The organism is Streptomyces sp. NPDC091371, from assembly GCF_040684275.1.
Lineage (GTDB): Bacteria > Actinomycetota > Actinomycetes > Streptomycetales > Streptomycetaceae > Streptomyces.
The window spans coordinates 38,476-56,614 of sequence record NZ_JBFBFP010000034.1; the positions used below are offsets into that span (position 1 = coordinate 38,476).

An 18,139-nucleotide genomic window follows, 5' to 3' on the forward strand; every position below is an offset into this window, starting at 1 on the left:
CGCTCGGCGGAAGCGCACGACGGACAGCCCGCCCGGAACAGGCGGGCTGTCGCCGAAGATTGAACAGGTCAGCGGGTGGAGCGGTCGGCGTTCTTGATGAGCTTGGTGACCGCGTCCGGGTGGCTGATCATGACGGAGTGCGAGGCTCCGGAGACCTCGACCGTGCCGCGGGCGTGGGCCCGCTGGTACTCGAAACGCTGAAGGGCCGGCGGAATGGCCTTGTCCGAGGCGGCGACCAGTCCCCAGGAGGGGATGTCGTGCCAGGCGGCGGCCTTGGTGACGTCGGTGAAGGAGGAGGCACTGAACGGCCGTTGGGCCGCCTGCATGACGTTGGTGACCGAAACCGGGAGGTCCGCCGCGAAAGCGCTGCGGAACTTGTCGGCCTTGAGGTAGAGGTCCGTGCCGGTGCTGCCGTCCGGGTTCGGGAACGGTACGGGATTGAGCGAGGCGGGGATCTCGGTGCCCGGGTACTTGTTGATGAGTTCGCCGAGCTGCTCACCCTCGTCGGGCACGAAGGCGGCCACGTAGACCAGCGCCTTGACCTTGGGATGGGCAGCCGCGGCGTTGGTGATCACGGCGCCGCCGTAGGAGTGGCCCGCCAGGATGATGGGGCCGTCGATCGACTTGAGGACGCTCTCCAGGTACGGAACGTCGGTAGGGAGCCCGCGCAGCGGGTTGGCGGTCGCGACGACCGGGTATCCGTCGTCCTGGAGCCGCTTGATCACTCCCTCCCAGCTCGCGGACGCGTCGGCGAAACCGCCGTGCACCAGGACGACCGTCGGCTTGGTGCCGCCGGACTGGGGCTCCGGCGTTGTCGCTGAAGCCATCGACCCTAGAAGGGTGAACGTCGCTGCGCCGGAAGCGCCTGCCGCGATCAGACCGCGGCGTACGACCTTGCTACGCATGTCTTGCCTCTCGTCATTCCGGAAGTCGCCCCTGCCGCAGCTGAGGCGATCAACCGGGCGGATCGCACACCTGTGGTGCAGGTGTGCCTGAATCGGGTCAGCCCTGGACGCCCGCGGCCTGCTCGATCAGCTCCGCGACGGCCTCGGGCCGGGACACGTAGACGGCGTGGCTACCGGGGACCTCGCTCACGGTGGCTCCCGCTCGCTCCGCCATGGCGCGCTGCGCCGGCGGAGGGATCATCCTGTCCAGGGTCGCCACGAGGTACCAGCTCGGCTTGGTGCGCCAAGCGGCCTCCGCCACCGCCCCGTTGAGTGCCTCGACGCCCCAGGGAACCTGCGAGTCAGCCATGAACCGAGCGTCCTCCGGCGCCACATCGTCTGCGAACGAGTCCGCGAACTTGTCACGGTCGAGGAAGAGGAAGCCGTCCTGGGGCGGCAGGATCGGCGGAACGGGTGCGCCCGGCGCCGGGTCGGCGATCAGCGAGCTGACCGACTCGCCCTTGTCGGGGGCGAAGGCAGCGATGTAGGCGAGCGCGGCGACGTTGGGGTGCCGGCCGGCCTCGGTGATCACCACGCCGCCGTAGGAGTGGCCCACCAGCACGGTCGGCCCGTCCTGGGCGTCGAGGACCTGCCGCGTGACCGCGACGTCGCCCTCGAGGGAGTGGGTCGGGTTCTGCACGACGCTGACCTTGAAGCCCTCGCGGGTGAGGAGACGGTACACGGCCTGCCAGCCGGAACCGTCGACGAACCCTCCGTGCACGAGGACGACGTTCTTCAGCGAACTCATATCATGGCTCCTGTTGTCCGTAAAGAACCTGTGATGCACGTGAAAAGCTAGCTCGTTCAGTCTTTTTGAGCTTCGGCTGAATGACCTAGTACGCGGCGAACCGGCCATGGACGAGACGCTGTACCGGTGAGGGCGTCGCGCAGCCCGCCGCGGGCGGCGATGCCCAGTTTCGGGAAGGCGCTGCGCAGGTGGGCGGCCACGGTTCGGTGGGACAGGAAGAGCTGGGCGGCGATCTGTTTGTTGGTGAGCCCCGTGGCAGCGAGCTGGACGATCCGCCATTCCTGCGGGGTCAGTGGCGCGCCAGGGCCCTCGACGGGCGTGGCGGCGGCCGCGACCTGGCCGCTTGCCCGTAGCTCGCCGGCCGCGCGTGCGCTCCACGGGGCGGCTCCGAGGCGTTCGAAGGTGCTGAGGGCGGCTTCCAGGTGGGGGCGTGCCGCGACGCTCGCCTGGGCTCTGCGGAGTCGTTCGCCGTACCCCAGGTGGATCCGCGCCAGATCGAAGGGCCAGTGCTCTGCGCCGGGTGTGGCGATGGCTTCGTCGAAGAGATCGCGATCGACGACGTGCGGGTCGGCCAGGGCGGTCGCCGCCTCTGTGACCATGGCCAGGCGCGGTGAGATGGAGGGGATGCCGGCGTCCCGGACGGCCGCCAGATGTTCGGCAGCCTCGGCGTGGTGCCCGGTGCGCGTCGCGGCCTCGGTGAAGTCCCAGATGAGCCACAGGGCGTGCGGGACATGCGGCGCCGGCCGGTACGCCGGGCTGACGGATGTCACATGCCGGTAGGCGCTTTCGAAGTCGCCGCGGCCCAGCGCGGAGAGGGCGTTGATGTGGGAGGAGTGGACGCGCAGCGCTGCCAGCCCTCGTGGGTTGCCCCAGGAGGCGAGGCGGTCTGCGATGTTCCGGGCGGCTTCCTCGTCACCTCGTGCGGCGGCGAGCAGCCCCTGCAGCAACCGGGCCGGCCATTCCTGGAGTCGGTAGTCGTGGGTCGCGCACCACTCCAGGGCCTCGTCGGTCAGTTCGGTGACGTCGCCCCACCGTCCCCTGGCGTAGGCATCGTTGGCCAGGAGGTGGAGAGCTGGTATGGCCGAGGCCACCGCTCCTCCGCCGCGGCCGTCCTCGACGACGCGCATCAATGCGCTGCGGCAGCCCGACAGACGGTCGACGTAGCCGGCGGCGGCTGCCGTACGGACGATCCGGGTGGGGTCGGTCTGCCGATGGAGGCCGGAGATCAGCTCGTCGAGGCGTGGCAGTACCGGCAGCGCCGCGTGGGCCGGGTCGCCGAGGGTGCCGCGCAGAACCGGTAGCAGGGGGTCGGAGACGTGCGGGCCGAGTCGCGCCAGGAGCATGTCGAAGGAGTCCCACAGTTCCGGCCGCCCGCTGAACGAGCACACCGAGAGCAAGGTGTGGAGTGCCTCGCGGAGCATGACGTCCTCGGCCCGGCTCGCGGGGACTTGGTCGGTGATGGCTCCGACCAGCAGCCGGTGGGCGCCGTCGGCGTCACCGTCACAGTTGAGGAGTTCCCCGGCTGCCGCCGCGGCGGCAGCGGGCGACGCGCCGCCCAAGGGGTCGACTGCCGCGACATCGTCGAGAAGGGCGCGTACCTTGCGCAGATCGCCGGTGACGTTGGCGCCCAGGCAGGCAGCCTCGGCCAGTCTCCTTCCCCTGGCCACTCCCGAGCTGCTGAGCTCCGAGGCGCGCAGCAGAGCGGAGACGGCGCCCACCGCGTCGCCGCGGCGCAGGGTGGTGTAGGCAGTCTCGTGCAGCAGGCCGGCCAACCTGTCGTCCGGCCCCACGGTGGCGCGGGCCAGGTGCAGGACGCGGCGTTCAGATCCGTCCGGGAGTACGTCGGCGAGCGCCATGTGCGCCCAGCGGCGCTCGGCGCTGGTCGAGAGTTCCATGACGGCGGAGCGGGTCAGCGGGTGCCGGAACACCAGGCGCCCCGCTCGGGCGTCGACCCGCACCAGCCCGGCACGCTCGGCAGGCGCGAGCCCGGTGAGAGCTCCGGGTCCCTCGCCGATCCGCGGCGGCAAGTGCAGGTCGCCCGCGTCATCCAGAACGGCCAGCAGGAGCAGTTTCCGTGTGGCATCAGGCAGGGCCCTGACCCGCTCGGAGAAGGTCATCCGCAGCCGCTCGGTGAGCGGCAGCACCATCGGCAGCGAACGTCGCTGCGTCTGTTGCGCGAGACTGAGCGAGACGGGCAGCTCCAGCAGCGCGAGGGGATTCCCGCAGGCATCCGCGAGCAGCCGTCGGCGAACCGTGGAGGTCATCGCCGGAAAACGCTCCGCCACCAGCTCCATCGCCGACTTCGCGTCGAGGGGCGGCACCTCGTGCACCCGGGTCCCCGTGTCAGGGAGAAGGGCCTCGTCCCGCCGGGAGGCGGCCAGCAGCGCAACGCGCCCGGTGTCGATGTGGCGGGCGACCGTACCGAGCACCACCGCACTGGACCGGTCCAGCCACGCGTAGTCGTCGATGACCAGGGCCAGGGGGCTGCTCCTGGTACCGATCCGGCACAGCAGAGCCCGTACCGCGTACGCGACAGCCGACAGCTCTTGCGATTCGCCCCCCGACAGGCCCAGGATCGCCTGAAGGGTGTGTGCCTGCCGCGCGGGCAGGGAAGCGAGCTCTCCCGCCAACGGCAACAGGATCTGATTCAGCCCCGCGAAATCGACATTCTGATCGAACCGCGCTCCGGCGGCCCGCACCACGCGGAATCCACAGTGCGCCGCCCGCCGCGCCGCAGCATCGAGCAGCGCGCTCTTGCCCACTCCGGCTGCGCCGGTCAGGAACAGCGCGGCGCCCCGTGTGGTGGCCTCGGCGAAGATCGCGTCGACCAGTGCCAGTTCCGCCGATCGCCCGACGAGACGGCCGGTGCTGCCATCGGGCCGGCTCTGAGCGATGGCGTACTCGGCCATCGGGACGACGCCGGACGTGCCGGCCGTCGCAGAACCACGGAATGGGGGTGTCTGGAGGAGGTTGTTCATCACTCTCACCTGCAAACGGCGGCCGGCCGCCGGAGATGGGCGCGACGGCGGGAGCGCGGTGGCCGACGGCCGGCGCTTGCCCTGTCGCAACGGGTGAAGTCGGTGGGAGTGTCGCCGCGCGGAGCGCCGCGTCCACTGGTCCGGTCAGGCGGCGGCCTCGCGGATGAGACCGGCGACCGCGCCGGGCTGTGAGACGTGGACGGCGTGGCTGCCGATGGCCTCGACGGCGGTCGAGCCTGCGCGCTCGGCCATGGCCCGCTGGGCCGGCGGCGGGATCATGCGGTCTTCGGTGGCGACGAGGTACCAGCTGGCCTTGTGCTGCCAGGCCGGTTCGGTGACCGCCCCGCTGAGGGCGTTCACGCCCCAGGGGACCTGAGCGTCGGCCATGAACGCGGCCTGGTGTGCGGGCAGATCGGCGGCGAAGGCTTCGTGGAACTTGTCGCGGTCCAGGAAGAGGAAACCGTCCTGCGGAGGCAGGATGGGCGGCACGGGCGCCCCGGGCGCCAGGTCGGCGATGAGCGTGCCGACCGACTCGCCCTTGTCGGGGGCGAAAGCGGCGATGTACGCCAGCGCCGCGACGTTGGGGTGCGTACCGGCCTGGCTGACGACGGCCCCGCCGTAGAAGTGGCCGACCAGGAGAGCCGGGCCGTCGAGCGAATCCAGCACCCGGCGGGTCGCGGTGACGTCACCTTCGAGCGACAGCGTCGGGTTCTGGACCATCCGGATGCCGAAGCCGTCCCCGGCGAGGTCGTCGTAGACGTCCCGCCAGCCGGATCCGTCCACGAATCCACCGTTCACGATCACAACGTTCCCGATGGACGGCATGCTCTCTCCCCGGGGCGGATGGACAGGCCCCGCGGGCCCGTCGGACTGGCCCCAGTCAACGCGCCCGGAGTGCTCGGGCCCATGCAGAACAGCACGCAGAACTTCCGCACCCGAACACTGCGCGACGCGTCAGTCGGCGGCGGTCGCCGGGTCGTCATGACGGTCGTCACACGTCGGCCCGCTCCAGGCGGTCGGGTCGCCCGGGGAGTCCCAGCTCCGGGCGACCCGACCGGTCAGCCGAAGGTGAGGTAAGGATTGGTCGTGGTGCCCCCGGCGTAGAACCAGGTTGAACCCGGGTTCTGGGGGTGCCCGGTGCCCACGTAGAAGGTGCCGGGGTTGGTGTTCCAGTAGCCCCAGATCTTGACGTAGCTGGTACCCGACTGCAGCGGGACGTACTGGCACACTCCCCGGGGAACGTCGCCGGAGCTGCCCTGCTGGGGGAACTCGAAGTGGACCTTGTAGTTGCCGGACGCGCAGACGGTGGCCGTGCCAGTGGCGGCGGACGCGGGGACCGCCACCCCCATCACCACTGCTGCTGCGGCGACGGCCGTGGCTCCGGCGACGCCGGCACGCTTGATGCGGGTGGTCAGATTCATGGGGACGCCCTTTCCTGGAAAATCGTCAGTTCATGATTGCCTCGGTCGTCGGACGCAGGACCAGAACCTATCGGGGCTTGCCCGTTCAACGGGGTCTTCTGCCCGGACGGGAAGACTCGCCCCATGCCCCAGGTGAGGGGCCGGTTCCGCCGATCGGGCGCGGCCAACGGCCGGGCTCCGCAACGGATTGCGCTGCCCGGGCCCGTCACCCCCAGGCGCGCGGGCAGAGCCTCTTTCCGGCCGCCGGATCAGGGGCGGGTCTCGGCCGGTTCGCGGGGGAGGGAGAAGTGCTGGCCCTCGCGCGCCACCTCCACCGTGCGCACGTCCCGGTAGCCGCGGGCGGCCAGCTCCGTGATCACCGCCCCGATGGATTCCGCGGGCGCGGAGGCCCCCGCCGTGACGCCGACGACGGCGACGGCGTCGTGCAGCCACCCGTCTTCGATCGCGGCGGGGTCGTCGACCAGGTGGGCCGGGGTGCCACAGGCCCTCGCCACCTCCACCAGGCGGCAGGAGTTGTGGGAGTTCGCGGAGCCCACGACCAGGACGAGGTCGCTCGCCCCGGCCAAGTGCTTCGCGCCCGCCTGCCGGTTCTGCGCGGCGTAGCAGATGTCGTCGCTCGGCGGGTCCACGAGCCCCGGGAACCGCTTGCGCAGCTCCGCCGCGACCCGTTCGGTCTCGTCCACGGTGAGGGTGGTCTGCGCGAGCCAGACGAGCCGCCCCGGGTCCGGCACATCCAGAACGCGTGCGGCTTCGAAGCCGTCCACGATGTGCGTGCGCCCGGGGGCCACCCCGGCGGTCCCGATGACCTCGTCGTGGTCCGGGTCCCCGATCAACAGGATGTCGTAGCCGAGTTCGGCGTACCGCCTGGCCTCGCGGTGCACCTTGGTCACCAGCGGGCAGGTGGCGTCGATGACCCGCAGGCCCCGGTCCGCCGTCGCCTCCCGTACTCCCGGGGCCACTCCGTGGGCGGAGAGGACGAGGACCGCCCCCGCCGGGACCTCGTCGACCTCGGCGACGAACACGGCGCCCGCGCGCCGCAGCCGTTCCACGACCTGCCGGTTGTGCACGATCTGGCGGCGCACGTAGACAGGCGCCCCGTGGCGGGCGAGGGCCCGCTCGACCGTCTCGACGGCCCGGGAAACGCCCGCGCAGAACCCGCTGGGCACTGCGAGCAGAACCGATCTGGCGCCGGGTGCTCCGGACGGCCGCGCGGACCCGTTCCCCATGCCGTCCTCCAGGACTCGTCGGCTGAGGAGGAGAGAAGCACCGCGCGCCCGGCGGCGACACGGGCGCGGTCCGAAACCTGCACCAACGGGAACCGGCGGCGCCCGAAGGGGTGCGGGCGCTCACCCGCCGGGGCGCGCGGAACCCGGGATCACATCGTCTCGGTAAGGGAGTCGGCCGGCCGTCGCCGGGCCGCTCGCGCGGCCGGCACCAGTGCGGCCGCCACGGCGCCCAGCACGGCGCCCGCCACCAGGGTGAGCAGTACGAAAGTCGGCGGGTGGCCGGCGATGCCCGATCCGGTCCCGTCGGCCCGGCCCTGGGCATCGACCAGCCAGCCGCCCGCGAGGGTGCCGACGGTGGTTCCCAGAACGGCCGAGGCCAGCGCGGTCAGACCCGCCGCGGTCACGATGACCGCGCCGACCTGCCGGGGGGTCAGGCCGATGGCCTTGAGGGCGAGCAGGTCCCGGGAGCGGGCCCGTACGTCCGCGCCGATCAGGGCGAGCAGCTCGATCAGCCCGATCAGCGTCGACACCGCGATCAGGGCCGCGATGACGCCCCGCGCCGGGCCGAGCCGGACGGCGGGGTCGGAGGTCTCGCGGACGTCAACGGTGCCTCCGGCCTCCCGGGTGAGGGCGTCCCGCACCTCCCCCGGGTCCGCGCCGGGTCGCAGGACGAGGGCCAGGAACTCGGGGCGCAGCGCCGGATCGCGCTCGCGCAGCACGTCGAGGGAGGTGGAGATCACCCTTCCGTCGAAGTCGGGCTCGATGCTGCGTCCCACGATGTGCAGGATCTGCGGGCGTCCTTGGACGGTCAGCCGGACCCAGTCCCCCACGCGTACGCCGAGGAGGTCGAGGAGGCCCTGGCCGGCGACCGCTTCGTCGCTGCCGTGCGGCGCGCGGCCCTCCACCACCGTGTGCGGGTACGGCACGTCCCCGAGGCCCAGGCCGCGCAGGACGATGGTGCCGGTCTGTCCGGGGGCCAGGGCCGCGAGTTCCATGCCGGGGTGGGCGGTGGCGATCTGCGGTACGGAGGCGATGGCCCGGTCCAGGTCGGCTTCGGACAGGGTGGACTCCCCGGACCGGACGGTGAGGGCGGCCGGGACGCCCATCCGGGCCGGGTCGGTGCGGAACTGGTCGAGGGTGAACCAGGAAACCAGGCCGACGGATATCAGTACGATCGGCAGGGCGAGGCGGACCACCGGGACCAGCGCGTGCCCGGGGCGGGTGAACGCGGCGCGCCAGCCGAGTACGAGCGCGGGTGACAGCCGCAAGCCGAGGGCGCGGCGGCCGAGGGCCGTCATGGGGGTTCCGGTGGGCAGGGCCGCCCTGGCCGCCGGTACGGGCGGGACGCGGCCGGCCCGCCAGGCGGTGAGGGCGGTGGCGCCCGCGATCAGCAGGATGGTGGCGGCCGGCAGGCCGATGGTGAGGGCGGTGTGGCCGGGCATGTCCTTCCACAGACGGGCCGCGTCGCCGATCCGGCCGGGTATCCAGCCGCCCAGAAACACGATCGCGGCCGTGCCGAGGGCCGTGCCCAGGACTGCGAAGGCCAGGTGCTGCACGAGGCAGCCGCGGATGACCTGTCCGGGGGTGAAGCCGATCGCCTTGAGGACGGCGATGTCCCGCAGTTGCCCGCGCACCCGGGCGGTGACCGCTCCGGAGGCGGTCACGGCCGCCGCGATCAGGGCGCTGATGCCGAAGGCGGCGAACATCCGTCCCAGCAGCTGATCGTCGCCACCCGCGTCGGCCCTCGCCTGCTGCCATGTGGTGACCTGTCCGACGTTGTCGCTGCCCAGCAGGGTCACGGCCCGCTGGACCACGAAGTCGGTGTCGGCCGGGTCCTTCAGGCGCAGCCCGATGCTCCGGCCCTTGTCCGTCGGGCCGAAGCGGTCCAGGGCCGCCTGCGGGGCCCAGGCCACGCCGGGGGCCAAGCCGGGCCGGTAGTGGGGTTCGGCGGCCTCCGCCAGACCGACGACCCGGAGGTCGACGGGCTCTCCGTGCGCGCCGGTGAACCGTACGGTGTCCCCGGGCCTGGCCCAGACGGCGCGGGCGAAGCTGGTCTCCAGGACCACCTCGTCGGATCGGTCCCCTTCGTCGGCGTTCACGGCTGCGGCGGCGAGCCAGCGTCCCTCCGTGATCAGGGGACGCCCCACCTTCGGGGGGTGGTCATCGGTGGCGCGCAGGGTGACGCGCCCGCGCGTTCCGTGCGCCTCGACGGTGGCCGGGGCGGTGGCGAACGGCCCGGAGACCGCGGCGACTTCGTCGACCTCGTCGAGCGCGGCCAGTCGGCCGGTGTCCGGGTCCGCCCGGGTGTGCAGCCAGATGTGGGCGCCCTGCGACTGGTTGAAGACGCGCTGCCAGGGGTTGGTCGCGTAGCTGAACAGGGCTCCGGCCAGCAGGAGGGAGGCGATGATGCCCGCGCTGGCCAGGACGAGGAAGAGGGCCTCGCCGCGGTGTGCGCGGAAGTCTGCGTGCGCCCAGCGCAGGGTGGCCCGCACGCTCAGTCCTTCAGTTCGAGGGTGCCGGAGACTCCGCCGCGACCGGGCCGGCCGCCGCCGCCGAGTTCCGCGTCGTCGGCGATGTGCCCGTCGAAGAAGCTGATGACGCGGTCGGCGGCGCTGGCCATGCGGGCGTCGTGGGTGACCATGAGGATGGTCTGGCCCCGCTGGTGGAAGCGGGAGAGCAGGCGCAGGACCTCGCGGGTGCCCTTGCTGTCGAGGCTGCCGGCCGGTTCGTCGGCGAGGAGCAGCGCGGGCTGGTTGACCAGGGCCCGGGCGAGCGCGACCCGCTGCTGTTCGCCGCCGGACAGCTCTCCGGGCAGGGCCCGTTCGCGGCCTTCGAGTCCGAGTTCGGCCAGCAGCTCGGCGCGGTGGGCGCGGGCGGTCCGGGTGGAGGCGCCCGCGAGCAGGGCGGGCAGTTCGACGTTGTCGGCGACGGTGAGGTTGGAGACCAGGTTGAAGAACTGGAAGACGACGCCGATGCGCCGGCGGCGCAGGACGGCCCACTGGGCCTCGGAAAAACCGTCGACGCGTGTGCCGTCCACCCAGAGCCGCCCTTGGTCGGGCTGCTGGAGGCCGCCCAACAGGTGCAGCAGGGTGGACTTGCCGGCTCCGGAGGGGCCGGTGACGGCGACGAACTCCCCCGGCCGCACGGTCAGGTCCACGCCCCGGACGGCGTGCACCGGGGCGCTGTCGCCACCGTGGGTCTTGGTGAGGCCCTCGGCGTGGACGATCGCACCGTGCGGAGGTGCCGTGGGGGCTGTGGCGGCCGGGCTCATTCCAGCTCCTCCTGACATCGCTCCAGCCAGTCGAGGTCGGCCTGCAGGTGCAGCATGGCGCCCTCGATGAGCAGCTGGGAGACCTTGTTCTCGCGGTCCTCCGACGCTGCCAGCTTGGAGAGGTCGCGCATGGTGTTGAGGTACTGCCGACGCTGTCTGTTGATCAGGGCGATCGGGTCGGCCAGGCCCGAGACGGGGGCCAGGGCCAGCTTCATGAAGAACTCGTCGCGCACCCGCGGTTCGTCGGCCGTCTCGGCGAACCACGCCGAAACGGCCTCCTGCCCGGCCTCGGTCAGCCGGTAGGTGCGCTTGTTGGGCCGGCCCGTCTGTTCGACGTCCTCACCCTCGATCAGGCCGGTCTTCTCCAGGCGCCCGAGGGTCACGTAGATCTGGCCGACGTTGGGCTGAGGGTACGCGGCACCCAACAGCTGTTCAAGGGCCAGCTTCAGCTCGTAGCCGTGGGCGGGGCCGCGGGTGAGGAGTGCCAGCAGCTGTAGCCGCACGCGCTCCCCTTTCTCGTGGTTCCGTAGTTACCTGTTAACGGGTACCGACCCGTACGGGACCACGAAACAGTCCTGCCGACCGGGTGTCTAGTATCGCTTATCGCTAACGGGTATACATGGGCTGCGAGTATGGCGACGCGGCCGCGATTCGCACCGGGAGGAACCTTTGCGGTGGATGCGTGCCGCGGGTAGGGGGCTCCTGGCCGCGGCGGTGGTACTGGCCGGCTACTCGGGCCTCGGTCAGCGGGCGCAGGGCGCGGACCAGCGTGACCGCGGCCCCCTGACGCTGGCGACGGCCGGCGACCTCACCAACTACCTGGCCCCGCTGCTCGACGACTGGAACCGCGACCACCCCGGGGAGCGGGTCACCCTGGTCGAGCTGCCGGATTCCGCCGACGAGACCCGGGCCCAGATGATCAGCGAACTCCGCTCCGGCAGCGGCCGGTTCGACGTGCTGAACATCGACGTGGCCTGGACGACCGAGTTCGCCGCGGCCGGGTGGATCGCACCGTTGGAGCGCGGACGGTTCCCGGTGGACTCCTTCCTGCCGCCGGTGGTCGACACGGCCACGTACGGGGACCGGCTGTACGCCCTCCCGTACGTGACGAACGCCGGACTGCTCTACTACCGCAAGGACATCCTGGACGAGGCGGGCGAGCAGCCGCCGCGGACCTGGGCCGAGCTGGAGCGGCAGGCCCGCACGCTCGCCCCCCGGTACGGAATCGACGGCTACGCGGGGCAGTTCCTCCCCTACGAGGGGCTGACGGTGAACGTCACCGAGGCGATCCAGTCGGCGGGCGGCACCGTGCTCGGAGACGACGGGGACCGGGTCGCGGTGGATTCCGAGGCGGCCCGCGCGGGCCTGGAGTTCCTGGCGGGCGGGGTGCGCGAGGGGTGGATCGCCCCGGAGGCCCTGACGTACACGGAGGAGAAGTCCCGCACCGCCTTCCAGAACGGCGGGCTGCTCTTCCTGCGGAACTGGCCCTACGTCTACGCCGACGCGGGCGCGCCCGGGTCGAAGGTCGCGGGACACTTCGGCGCCGTGCCCCTGCCCGGCCGGGGCGGGCCGGGCTCCAGTGTGCTCGGCGGCTCCAACCTGGCGGTGTCCGCCCGGTCTCGGCACGGCGCCTCGGCGGCCGACCTGCTGACGTACCTGACCAGCGAGGCGGTGCAGCGCCGCGTGCTGACCCAGGGCGCCCAGCCGCCGGTGCGGGCCGCCCTCTACGAGGATCCGGCGCTGGTCGCAGCCCATCCGTACCTGCCGACCCTGCGGCAGAGCATCCTGTCGGCCGTACCGCGCCCGAAGAGCCCGCGCTACGGGCAGGTGAGCCTCGCCGTGCAGGCCGTGGGTCAGGACCTGCTGGCGCAGCGCGAGTCGCCGGAGCAGGCGGCCCGACGGCTGGCCCGTGAGCTGGGGACGATCACCAGCGCTCGCTGAGCCACGACCGGCCCTTAGTTACATGTTGAGCTTGTCTCTGCACTTTCGTGCAGCCCTAAAGGGCAAACCCCCCTGTCTCAAGCCCGAGTTGGCCGCAACATCGTTGACATCTCTCGGTCGCTGATACTTAACATGAATGCATAACGAGGCGTGATGTTCGAGACGCCTCCTCGCATTCAGCAGACAGGTCGACGCGAGATGCTCACCACGCTTCCGGCCGGCACCGGCCATCCCTCCCCCCTCACGACCGCCGCTCCCTGGTGGCGTGACGCGGTGATCTACCAGGTCTACGTCCGCAGCTTCCTGGACAGCACCGGCGACGGCATCGGCGATCTGGCCGGTGTCCGTGCGGGCCTCCCGTACCTCAAGAAGCTCGGCGTGGACGGCATCTGGCTCAGCCCCTTCTACCCCTCCCCGCAGCACGACCACGGCTACGACGTCGCCGACTACCGTGCGGTGGACCCGGTTTACGGGGATCTCGCCGAGTTCGACCGGCTGGTCTCCGCGAGCCACCGGATCGGACTGAAGGTCCTGCTCGACATCGTCCCCAACCACTGCTCCAGCGAGCACCCGTGGTTCCGCGAGGCCCTCGCCGCCGCACCCGGCGCGGCCGCCCGCGCCAGGTTCCACTTCGCGCCCGGCCGGGGTGCGGACGGCAGCGAACCGCCGAACAACTGGCGCGCCATGTTCGGCGGTCCGGCCTGGACCCGGGTGACCGGACCCGACGGCGCCCCCGGCGAGTGGTACCTCCACCTCTTCACCCCTGAACAGCCGGACCTCAACTGGCGCCACCCCGAGGTCGGCGACGAGTTCGAGCAGGTGCTGCGCTTCTGGCTGGACCGCGGGGTCGACGGCTTCCGCATCGATGTCGCGGCCGGCCTGTACAAGCACCCCGAACTGCCGGACTCCGAGGACCCGGAGGCAGACGAGCGCTCCCGCGACTCGGTCAACCCCCTCGCCTGGAACCAGCCCGAGGTACACGAAGTGTGGCGGCGCTGGCGGGCCGTCTGCGAGGAGTACACCGCCCGGGACGGGCAGCACCGGCTGCTCGTCGGCGAGGTGTCCGTACCGACCGCCCGCGAACACGCCCTGTACGTACGGCCGGACGAGCTGCACCAGGCCTTCTTCTTCGACCTGCTCAGCGCCCCCTGGGACGCCGCCGCCTTCCGCACCACCATCGACGCGGCGATACGCGACATCGCGGGCACCGGTTCGACGGTGACCTGGGTCCTGAACAACCACGACCAGGTTCGCACCGTCACCCGCTACGCGGGCGAGCCCGGGGTCGAGGGCAGCGGACTGGGCGCGGCCCGGGCCCGGGCGGCCGCCCTGCTGATGCTGGCCCTGCCCGGCGCCGCCTACGTCTACCAGGGGGAGGAACTCGGGCTGCCGGAGGTGCTCGACCTGCCCGACGACGTCCTGACCGACCCGATCTTCTCCCGTACCGGCAGCCGCAAGCACGTGCGCGACGGCTGCCGGGTCCCGCTGCCCTGGTCCGGCCACGCCTCCCCGTTCGGCTTCAGCCAGGGCGCGGCCGGGGCCCAGCCCTGGCTACCGCAGCCCTCCTGGTTCGCGGAGCACGCCACGGACCGGGCCCTGGCCGACACCAGCTCCTTCTGGCACCTCTACCGCGAGGGCCTCCAACTGCGCCGCAGCATGCCCCAGTTGGGTGAAGGGCCGCTGCGCTGGCTGGAGACGCCCCCGCAGGTGCTGGCCATGGTCCGCGGTGACGGGCTCGTCTGCGCGGTGAACTTCGGCTCCGATCCGGTACCCGCCCCCACCTGCGGGGCTCCCCTCCTCGCCAGCGGGCCCTGCCCCCACGGCGTACTGCCCGGCGCGACCGCCGCCTGGTGGATCACGGACCTCAAGACCGCCTGACCCCAGGCTCGGACAAGGAAGGATTCGTCATGGGACGATCCAGCAGAACGGCACGGCGCGGCGCAGCCGCCATCTCCACCGCCCTGGTGCTCGGCCTGACCGCCGCCGCCTGCGGCGGCAGCACCGAGCCCGCGTCGGGCGGCGGGGACCTGAAGGGCAAGACGGTCACCGTGTCGGGTGTGTGGACCGGCAGCGAGCAGCAGAACTTCAAGAAGGTGCTGGACGCCTTCAGCGCGAAGACCGGGGCGAAGACGGAGTTCGTCCCCTCCGGCGACAACGTCTCCACCTTCGTCGGCAGCAAGATCGAGGGCGGCAACGCGCCCGACGTGGTGCTGGTCCCGCAGGTGGGCGTGCTCCAGCAGTTCGCGGCGAAGGGCTGGCTGAAGCCCCTGTCCGAACAGACCGCGCAGACCGCCTCGGCGGGGCTCGCCCCGGTCTGGAAGAACTACGGCACCGTCGACAACACCTACTACGGCCTCTACTTCAAGGCCGCCCACAAGTCCACGGTCTGGTACTCCCCCGCCGCCTTCACGCAGGCAGGTGTCGCCGAGCCGAAGACCTGGGCGGAGCTGCTCACGACCGGCCGGTCGCTGGCCGACTCCGGGCTGCCCGCCTTCGCGGTGGCCGGTGAGGACGGATGGACCCTCACGGACTGGTTCGAGAACATCTATCTCTCGACGGCGGGCGCCGAGCGGTACGACCAGCTCGCCCAGCACAAGCTGAAGTGGACCGACCAAAGCGTCATCGACGCCCTCACCGCCCTGGCCGAGGTCTTCAAGGACCAGCAGCTGGTCTCCGGCGGCGCGAGCGGCGCGCTGCGGACCGACTTCCCCGCCTCCGTCGGCCAGGTCTTCGGGCCGGAGCCCAAGGCGGGCATGGTCTTCGAGGGTGACTTCGTCGGCGGTGTCGCCAAGGACCAGTTCGGCAAGAAGCCCGGTGAGGACGCCAAGTTCTTCGCGTTCCCGCCCGTGGGCCCCGGTCTGGCTCCGGTCGTCAGCGGCGGCGACGCCGCCGTCGTCCTGAAGGACGGCAAGAACGCCGAGGTCGGCATGAAGCTGCTGGAGTTCCTGGCCACGCCCGAGGCGGCGGAAGTCTGGGCGGGCGTCGGCGGCTTCCTCTCCCCCAACAAGAACGTCAAGGCGTCGGCGTACGCGGACGACACGGCACGTGCCACCGCCGCCTCTCTGGTGGCCGCCGGCGACTCCGTCCGCTTCGACATGTCCGACCAGGCTCCCGCGGCCTTCGGCGGCACGAAGGGCGCCGGGGAGTGGAAGCTCCTCCAGGACTTCCTGCGCGACCCGTCCGACCCCCAGGGCACCGCCGCGAAGCTCGAAGAAGCCGCCGCCAAGGCCTACGGGAACTGAGGAAGCTCCATGGCGCACATCGCGAAGGCGCGCGGCACGGCGGATCCACAGGTCCGTGCCCGGCGCAGAAGGAGACGCCTCGCCGTCCTCTTCGTCCTGCCCGCCCTGCTCCTGCTCGGGGCGCTGGTCGTCTACCCGGTCGTGTTCTCGGTCGGCCGCAGCCTTTTCGATGCGCGTGGCGACCGGTTCGTCGGGGCCGCGAACTACGTGGAGATGTTCCGGGATCCGGCGACGCTGAAGGCGGTCCGCAACAGCGCCGTCTGGATCGTCGTCGCCCCTACCCTCCTCACAGGGCTCGGTCTGGTCCTCGCCGTGCTCACCGAGAAGGTGCGCTGGGCGACCGCGTTCAAGCTGGTGCTCTTCCTCCCCATGGCGGTGTCCTTCCTCGCCGCCGGCATCATCTTCCGGCTGGCGTACGAGCAGGACCCCGACCGGGGCGTGATCAACGCGGCGGTCGTCGGAGTCCACGACGCCTTCAAGGAACCGGCCCCGTACCCGACGGCCCGTGCCCGCGAGGGCAAGGGCCTGACGGGCCGTCCCGGCGGCCCCTACACCTCCCCGGGCACCGTCCGGCCCGGGGGCCAGGGCCTGGCCCTGCCGCTCGTCGGCATCGCACCCGGTGCGGTGCCGACGGGCGCCCGCCCGGCGGCGGCGCCCGCCGCCGCGGGCTCGGACGGCTCCGTGACGGGGACCGTCTACCTGGACGTCACCCCGGGCGCCACCGGCACCCAGGGCGCGGTCGACCCCGGCGAGAAGGGCCTGCCCGGCGTACGGGTGGAGGCCCTGCGGGACGGGAAGGTGGCGGCCACCGCGACCACCGGCCCCGACGGCTCCTTCCGGCTCGCCGGACTCGACGGCTCGGCCCCGTACACCCTGCGCCTGCCCGCCTCGAACTTCGCCGCCGGCTACGCGGGGGTCGACTGGCTCGGCCCGGCCCTGGTCACGCCGGCCATCATCGGCGCCTACCTGTGGGTCTGGATGGGCTTCTCCATGGTGCTGATCGGGGCCGGCCTGGCCGCGATCCCGCGCGACGTACTGGAGGCCGCCCGGGTGGACGGGGCGAGCGAGGGCCAGATCTTCCGCCGGGTCACCGTCCCGCTGCTGGCCCCGGTCCTGACCGTGGTGTTCGTGACGCTCGTGATCAACGTCATGAAGGTCTTCGACCTCGTCTACATCATCGCGCCGGGCCCGGTGCAGGAGGAGGCCAACGTCCTGGCGACCCGCATGTGGCTGGTCTCCTTCGGCGGGGGCGACAACCAGGGCCTGGGCAGTGCGCTGAGCGTGCTGCTGCTCCTCCTCGTCGTACCCGCGATGATCTTCAACATACGTCGGTTCCGAAGGGGCGGAGCATGAGCAGCCACACCACCACGAGGGGAACCCGGGCGGGCCGGTGGCTGGGCAACTCGGCCGTCCAGGCCGTACTGATGCTGGTCGCCGTCGTCTGGCTCACCCCGCTCGTCGGGCTCCTCCTGTCCTCGTTGCGCTCCGAGCGGGACAACTCCTCGACGGGCTGGTGGACCTCGCTCACCGACCCCGCACAGCTGTCCATCGACAACTACACGGCCCTGTTCGCCGATTCGGGGCTGGGCCGGGCGTTCTGGAACACGGTGCTGATCTCGGTACCGACGACGGTGCTCGTCGTCGGCATCGCGGCCCTGGCCGGATACGCCTTCGCCTGGCTGGAGTTCCCCGGCCGGGACTGGATCTTCCTGATGGTCGTGGGACTCCTCGTGGTCCCCGTCCAGATCGGCCTCCTCCCGGTGGCCAAACTCTTCGGCGCCGTCGGCCTCTTCGGCACGGTGGCCGGTGTGGTGGTCTTCCACGTGGCCTACGGACTGCCGTTCGCGGTGTTCCTGCTGCGGAACTACTTCGCGGAGATCCCGAAGGAGATGCTGGAGGCGGCCCGGCTGGACGGGGGCACCGAATGGCGGATCTTCTCCCGGCTGATCCTCCCCCTGGGCCGGCCGGCCATCGCAAGCCTGGCGATCTTCCAGTTCCTGTGGGTGTGGAACGACATGCTGGTGGCCCTGCTCTTCGCGGACAGTGGCTCGCAGCCGCTGACGGTCGCCCTCCAGTCGCAGATGCGGCAGTTCGGCAGCAACATCGGCGTCCTCGCCCCGGGCGCCTTCCTCTCGCTGGTGATTCCGCTCGTCGTGTTCTTCGCCTTCCAGAAGCACTTCGTGCAGGGGGTGATGGCGGGCTCGGTCAAGTAGCCGGAGCCCTCGTGAGGCCGATCGCGTGACCGGCCTCAGTGGTGCCTGCGCGGCGGAGGCGGTTCCGATCACCGGAACCGCCTCCGCCTGCATGTGTGCCCTGTGGACCACGCCCCGGCCGGCTCCCCGCTCCCTCCCGTCGCCGTCCAGGGGAC

14 protein-coding genes are annotated in these 18,139 nt (G+C 71.8%); 5 read left to right on the plus strand and 9 right to left on the minus strand.

Features of this window, described 5'->3' with window-relative positions; all coding sequences use genetic code 11:
* Positions 1–68: 68 nt before the first annotated feature.
* The 9 genes from AB0O21_RS28935 to AB0O21_RS28975 form a co-directional block, all read right to left on the minus strand.
* Positions 69–827: an alpha/beta hydrolase gene (locus AB0O21_RS28935; protein ID WP_365175788.1), complete on the minus strand. Its 759-nt coding sequence runs from the start codon at positions 825–827 to the stop codon at positions 69–71.
* A 175-nt stretch (positions 828–1,002) separates the two neighbouring features.
* Positions 1,003–1,692: an alpha/beta hydrolase gene (locus AB0O21_RS28940; RefSeq protein WP_365175790.1), complete on the minus strand. Its 690-nt coding sequence runs from the start codon at positions 1,690–1,692 to the stop codon at positions 1,003–1,005.
* Between the two features lie 56 nt (positions 1,693–1,748).
* Positions 1,749–4,670 carry a LuxR family transcriptional regulator gene (locus AB0O21_RS28945; RefSeq protein ID WP_365175792.1) on the minus strand — a complete coding sequence of 974 codons (2,922 nt, stop codon included), beginning with the start codon at positions 4,668–4,670 and terminating at the stop codon, positions 1,749–1,751.
* 144 nt (positions 4,671–4,814) lie between these two features.
* Complete coding sequence (locus AB0O21_RS28950) at positions 4,815–5,495, minus strand: alpha/beta hydrolase (RefSeq protein WP_365175794.1); 681 nt, start codon at positions 5,493–5,495, stop codon at positions 4,815–4,817.
* Positions 5,496–5,728: 233 nt separating this feature from the next.
* Complete coding sequence (locus AB0O21_RS28955) at positions 5,729–6,091, minus strand: hypothetical protein (RefSeq protein WP_365175796.1); 363 nt, start codon at positions 6,089–6,091, stop codon at positions 5,729–5,731.
* A 248-nt stretch (positions 6,092–6,339) separates the two neighbouring features.
* The gene (gene ispH / locus AB0O21_RS28960) at positions 6,340–7,317 is read right to left on the minus strand and encodes a 4-hydroxy-3-methylbut-2-enyl diphosphate reductase (RefSeq protein WP_365175798.1); all 978 of its coding nucleotides are present in this window, start codon (positions 7,315–7,317) and stop codon (positions 6,340–6,342) included.
* Between the two features lie 149 nt (positions 7,318–7,466).
* Positions 7,467–9,809 carry an FtsX-like permease family protein gene (locus AB0O21_RS28965; protein ID WP_365175800.1) on the minus strand — a complete coding sequence of 781 codons (2,343 nt, stop codon included), beginning with the start codon at positions 9,807–9,809 and terminating at the stop codon, positions 7,467–7,469.
* A 2-nt stretch (positions 9,810–9,811) separates the two neighbouring features.
* Positions 9,812–10,588, minus strand: coding sequence for an ABC transporter ATP-binding protein (locus AB0O21_RS28970; protein WP_365175802.1), 777 nt, complete (start codon positions 10,586–10,588; stop codon positions 9,812–9,814).
* Positions 10,585–11,091 (minus strand): PadR family transcriptional regulator, encoded by a 507-nt coding sequence (locus AB0O21_RS28975; RefSeq protein ID WP_365175804.1) that lies wholly within the window; start codon positions 11,089–11,091, stop codon positions 10,585–10,587. Before AB0O21_RS28975 ends, AB0O21_RS28970 begins: the two co-directional genes overlap by 4 nt.
* 166 nt (positions 11,092–11,257) lie before the next feature.
* Here AB0O21_RS28975 and AB0O21_RS28980 point away from each other — a divergent pair, with 166 nt between their 5' ends.
* From AB0O21_RS28980 to AB0O21_RS29000, 5 genes are all read left to right on the plus strand, one after another.
* Entirely contained in the window at positions 11,258–12,529 is a 1,272-nt protein-coding gene (locus AB0O21_RS28980) for an ABC transporter substrate-binding protein (RefSeq protein WP_365175806.1), read from the plus strand.
* A gap of 198 nt (positions 12,530–12,727) precedes the next feature.
* Complete coding sequence (locus tag AB0O21_RS28985) at positions 12,728–14,407, plus strand: glycoside hydrolase family 13 protein (RefSeq protein WP_365175808.1); 1,680 nt, start codon at positions 12,728–12,730, stop codon at positions 14,405–14,407.
* A gap of 29 nt (positions 14,408–14,436) precedes the next feature.
* Positions 14,437–15,771 carry an ABC transporter substrate-binding protein gene (locus AB0O21_RS28990; protein ID WP_365175810.1) on the plus strand — a complete coding sequence of 445 codons (1,335 nt, stop codon included), beginning with the start codon at positions 14,437–14,439 and terminating at the stop codon, positions 15,769–15,771.
* A gap of 9 nt (positions 15,772–15,780) precedes the next feature.
* Complete coding sequence (locus AB0O21_RS28995) at positions 15,781–17,124, plus strand: ABC transporter permease subunit (protein WP_365175812.1); 1,344 nt, start codon at positions 15,781–15,783, stop codon at positions 17,122–17,124.
* Entirely contained in the window at positions 17,121–17,984 is an 864-nt protein-coding gene (locus AB0O21_RS29000; RefSeq protein ID WP_365175814.1) for a carbohydrate ABC transporter permease, read from the plus strand. The genes AB0O21_RS28995 and AB0O21_RS29000 overlap by 4 nt, the downstream gene beginning before the upstream one ends.
* Positions 17,985–18,139 lie beyond the last annotated feature (155 nt).

Bases quoted from the DNA above. Each gene is read 5' to 3' on its own strand.
- AB0O21_RS28935 (WP_365175788.1), bottom strand. From the start codon at position 827: ATGGCTTCAGCGACAACGCCGGAGCCCCAGTCCGGCGGCACCAAGCCG.
- AB0O21_RS28945 (WP_365175792.1), bottom strand. From the start codon at position 4,670: ATGAACAACCTCCTCCAGACACCCCCATTCCGTGGTTCTGCGACGGCC.
- AB0O21_RS28985 (WP_365175808.1), top strand. From the start codon at position 12,728: ATGCTCACCACGCTTCCGGCCGGCACCGGCCATCCCTCCCCCCTCACG.
- AB0O21_RS28950 (WP_365175794.1), bottom strand. From the start codon at position 5,495: ATGCCGTCCATCGGGAACGTTGTGATCGTGAACGGTGGATTCGTGGAC.
- AB0O21_RS28970 (WP_365175802.1), bottom strand. From the start codon at position 10,588: ATGAGCCCGGCCGCCACAGCCCCCACGGCACCTCCGCACGGTGCGATC.
- AB0O21_RS28940 (WP_365175790.1), bottom strand. From the start codon at position 1,692: ATGAGTTCGCTGAAGAACGTCGTCCTCGTGCACGGAGGGTTCGTCGAC.
- AB0O21_RS28955 (WP_365175796.1), bottom strand. From the start codon at position 6,091: ATGAATCTGACCACCCGCATCAAGCGTGCCGGCGTCGCCGGAGCCACG.
- AB0O21_RS28990 (WP_365175810.1), top strand. From the start codon at position 14,437: ATGGGACGATCCAGCAGAACGGCACGGCGCGGCGCAGCCGCCATCTCC.
- ispH (WP_365175798.1), bottom strand. From the start codon at position 7,317: ATGGGGAACGGGTCCGCGCGGCCGTCCGGAGCACCCGGCGCCAGATCG.
- AB0O21_RS29000 (WP_365175814.1), top strand. From the start codon at position 17,121: ATGAGCAGCCACACCACCACGAGGGGAACCCGGGCGGGCCGGTGGCTG.
- AB0O21_RS28995 (WP_365175812.1), top strand. From the start codon at position 15,781: ATGGCGCACATCGCGAAGGCGCGCGGCACGGCGGATCCACAGGTCCGT.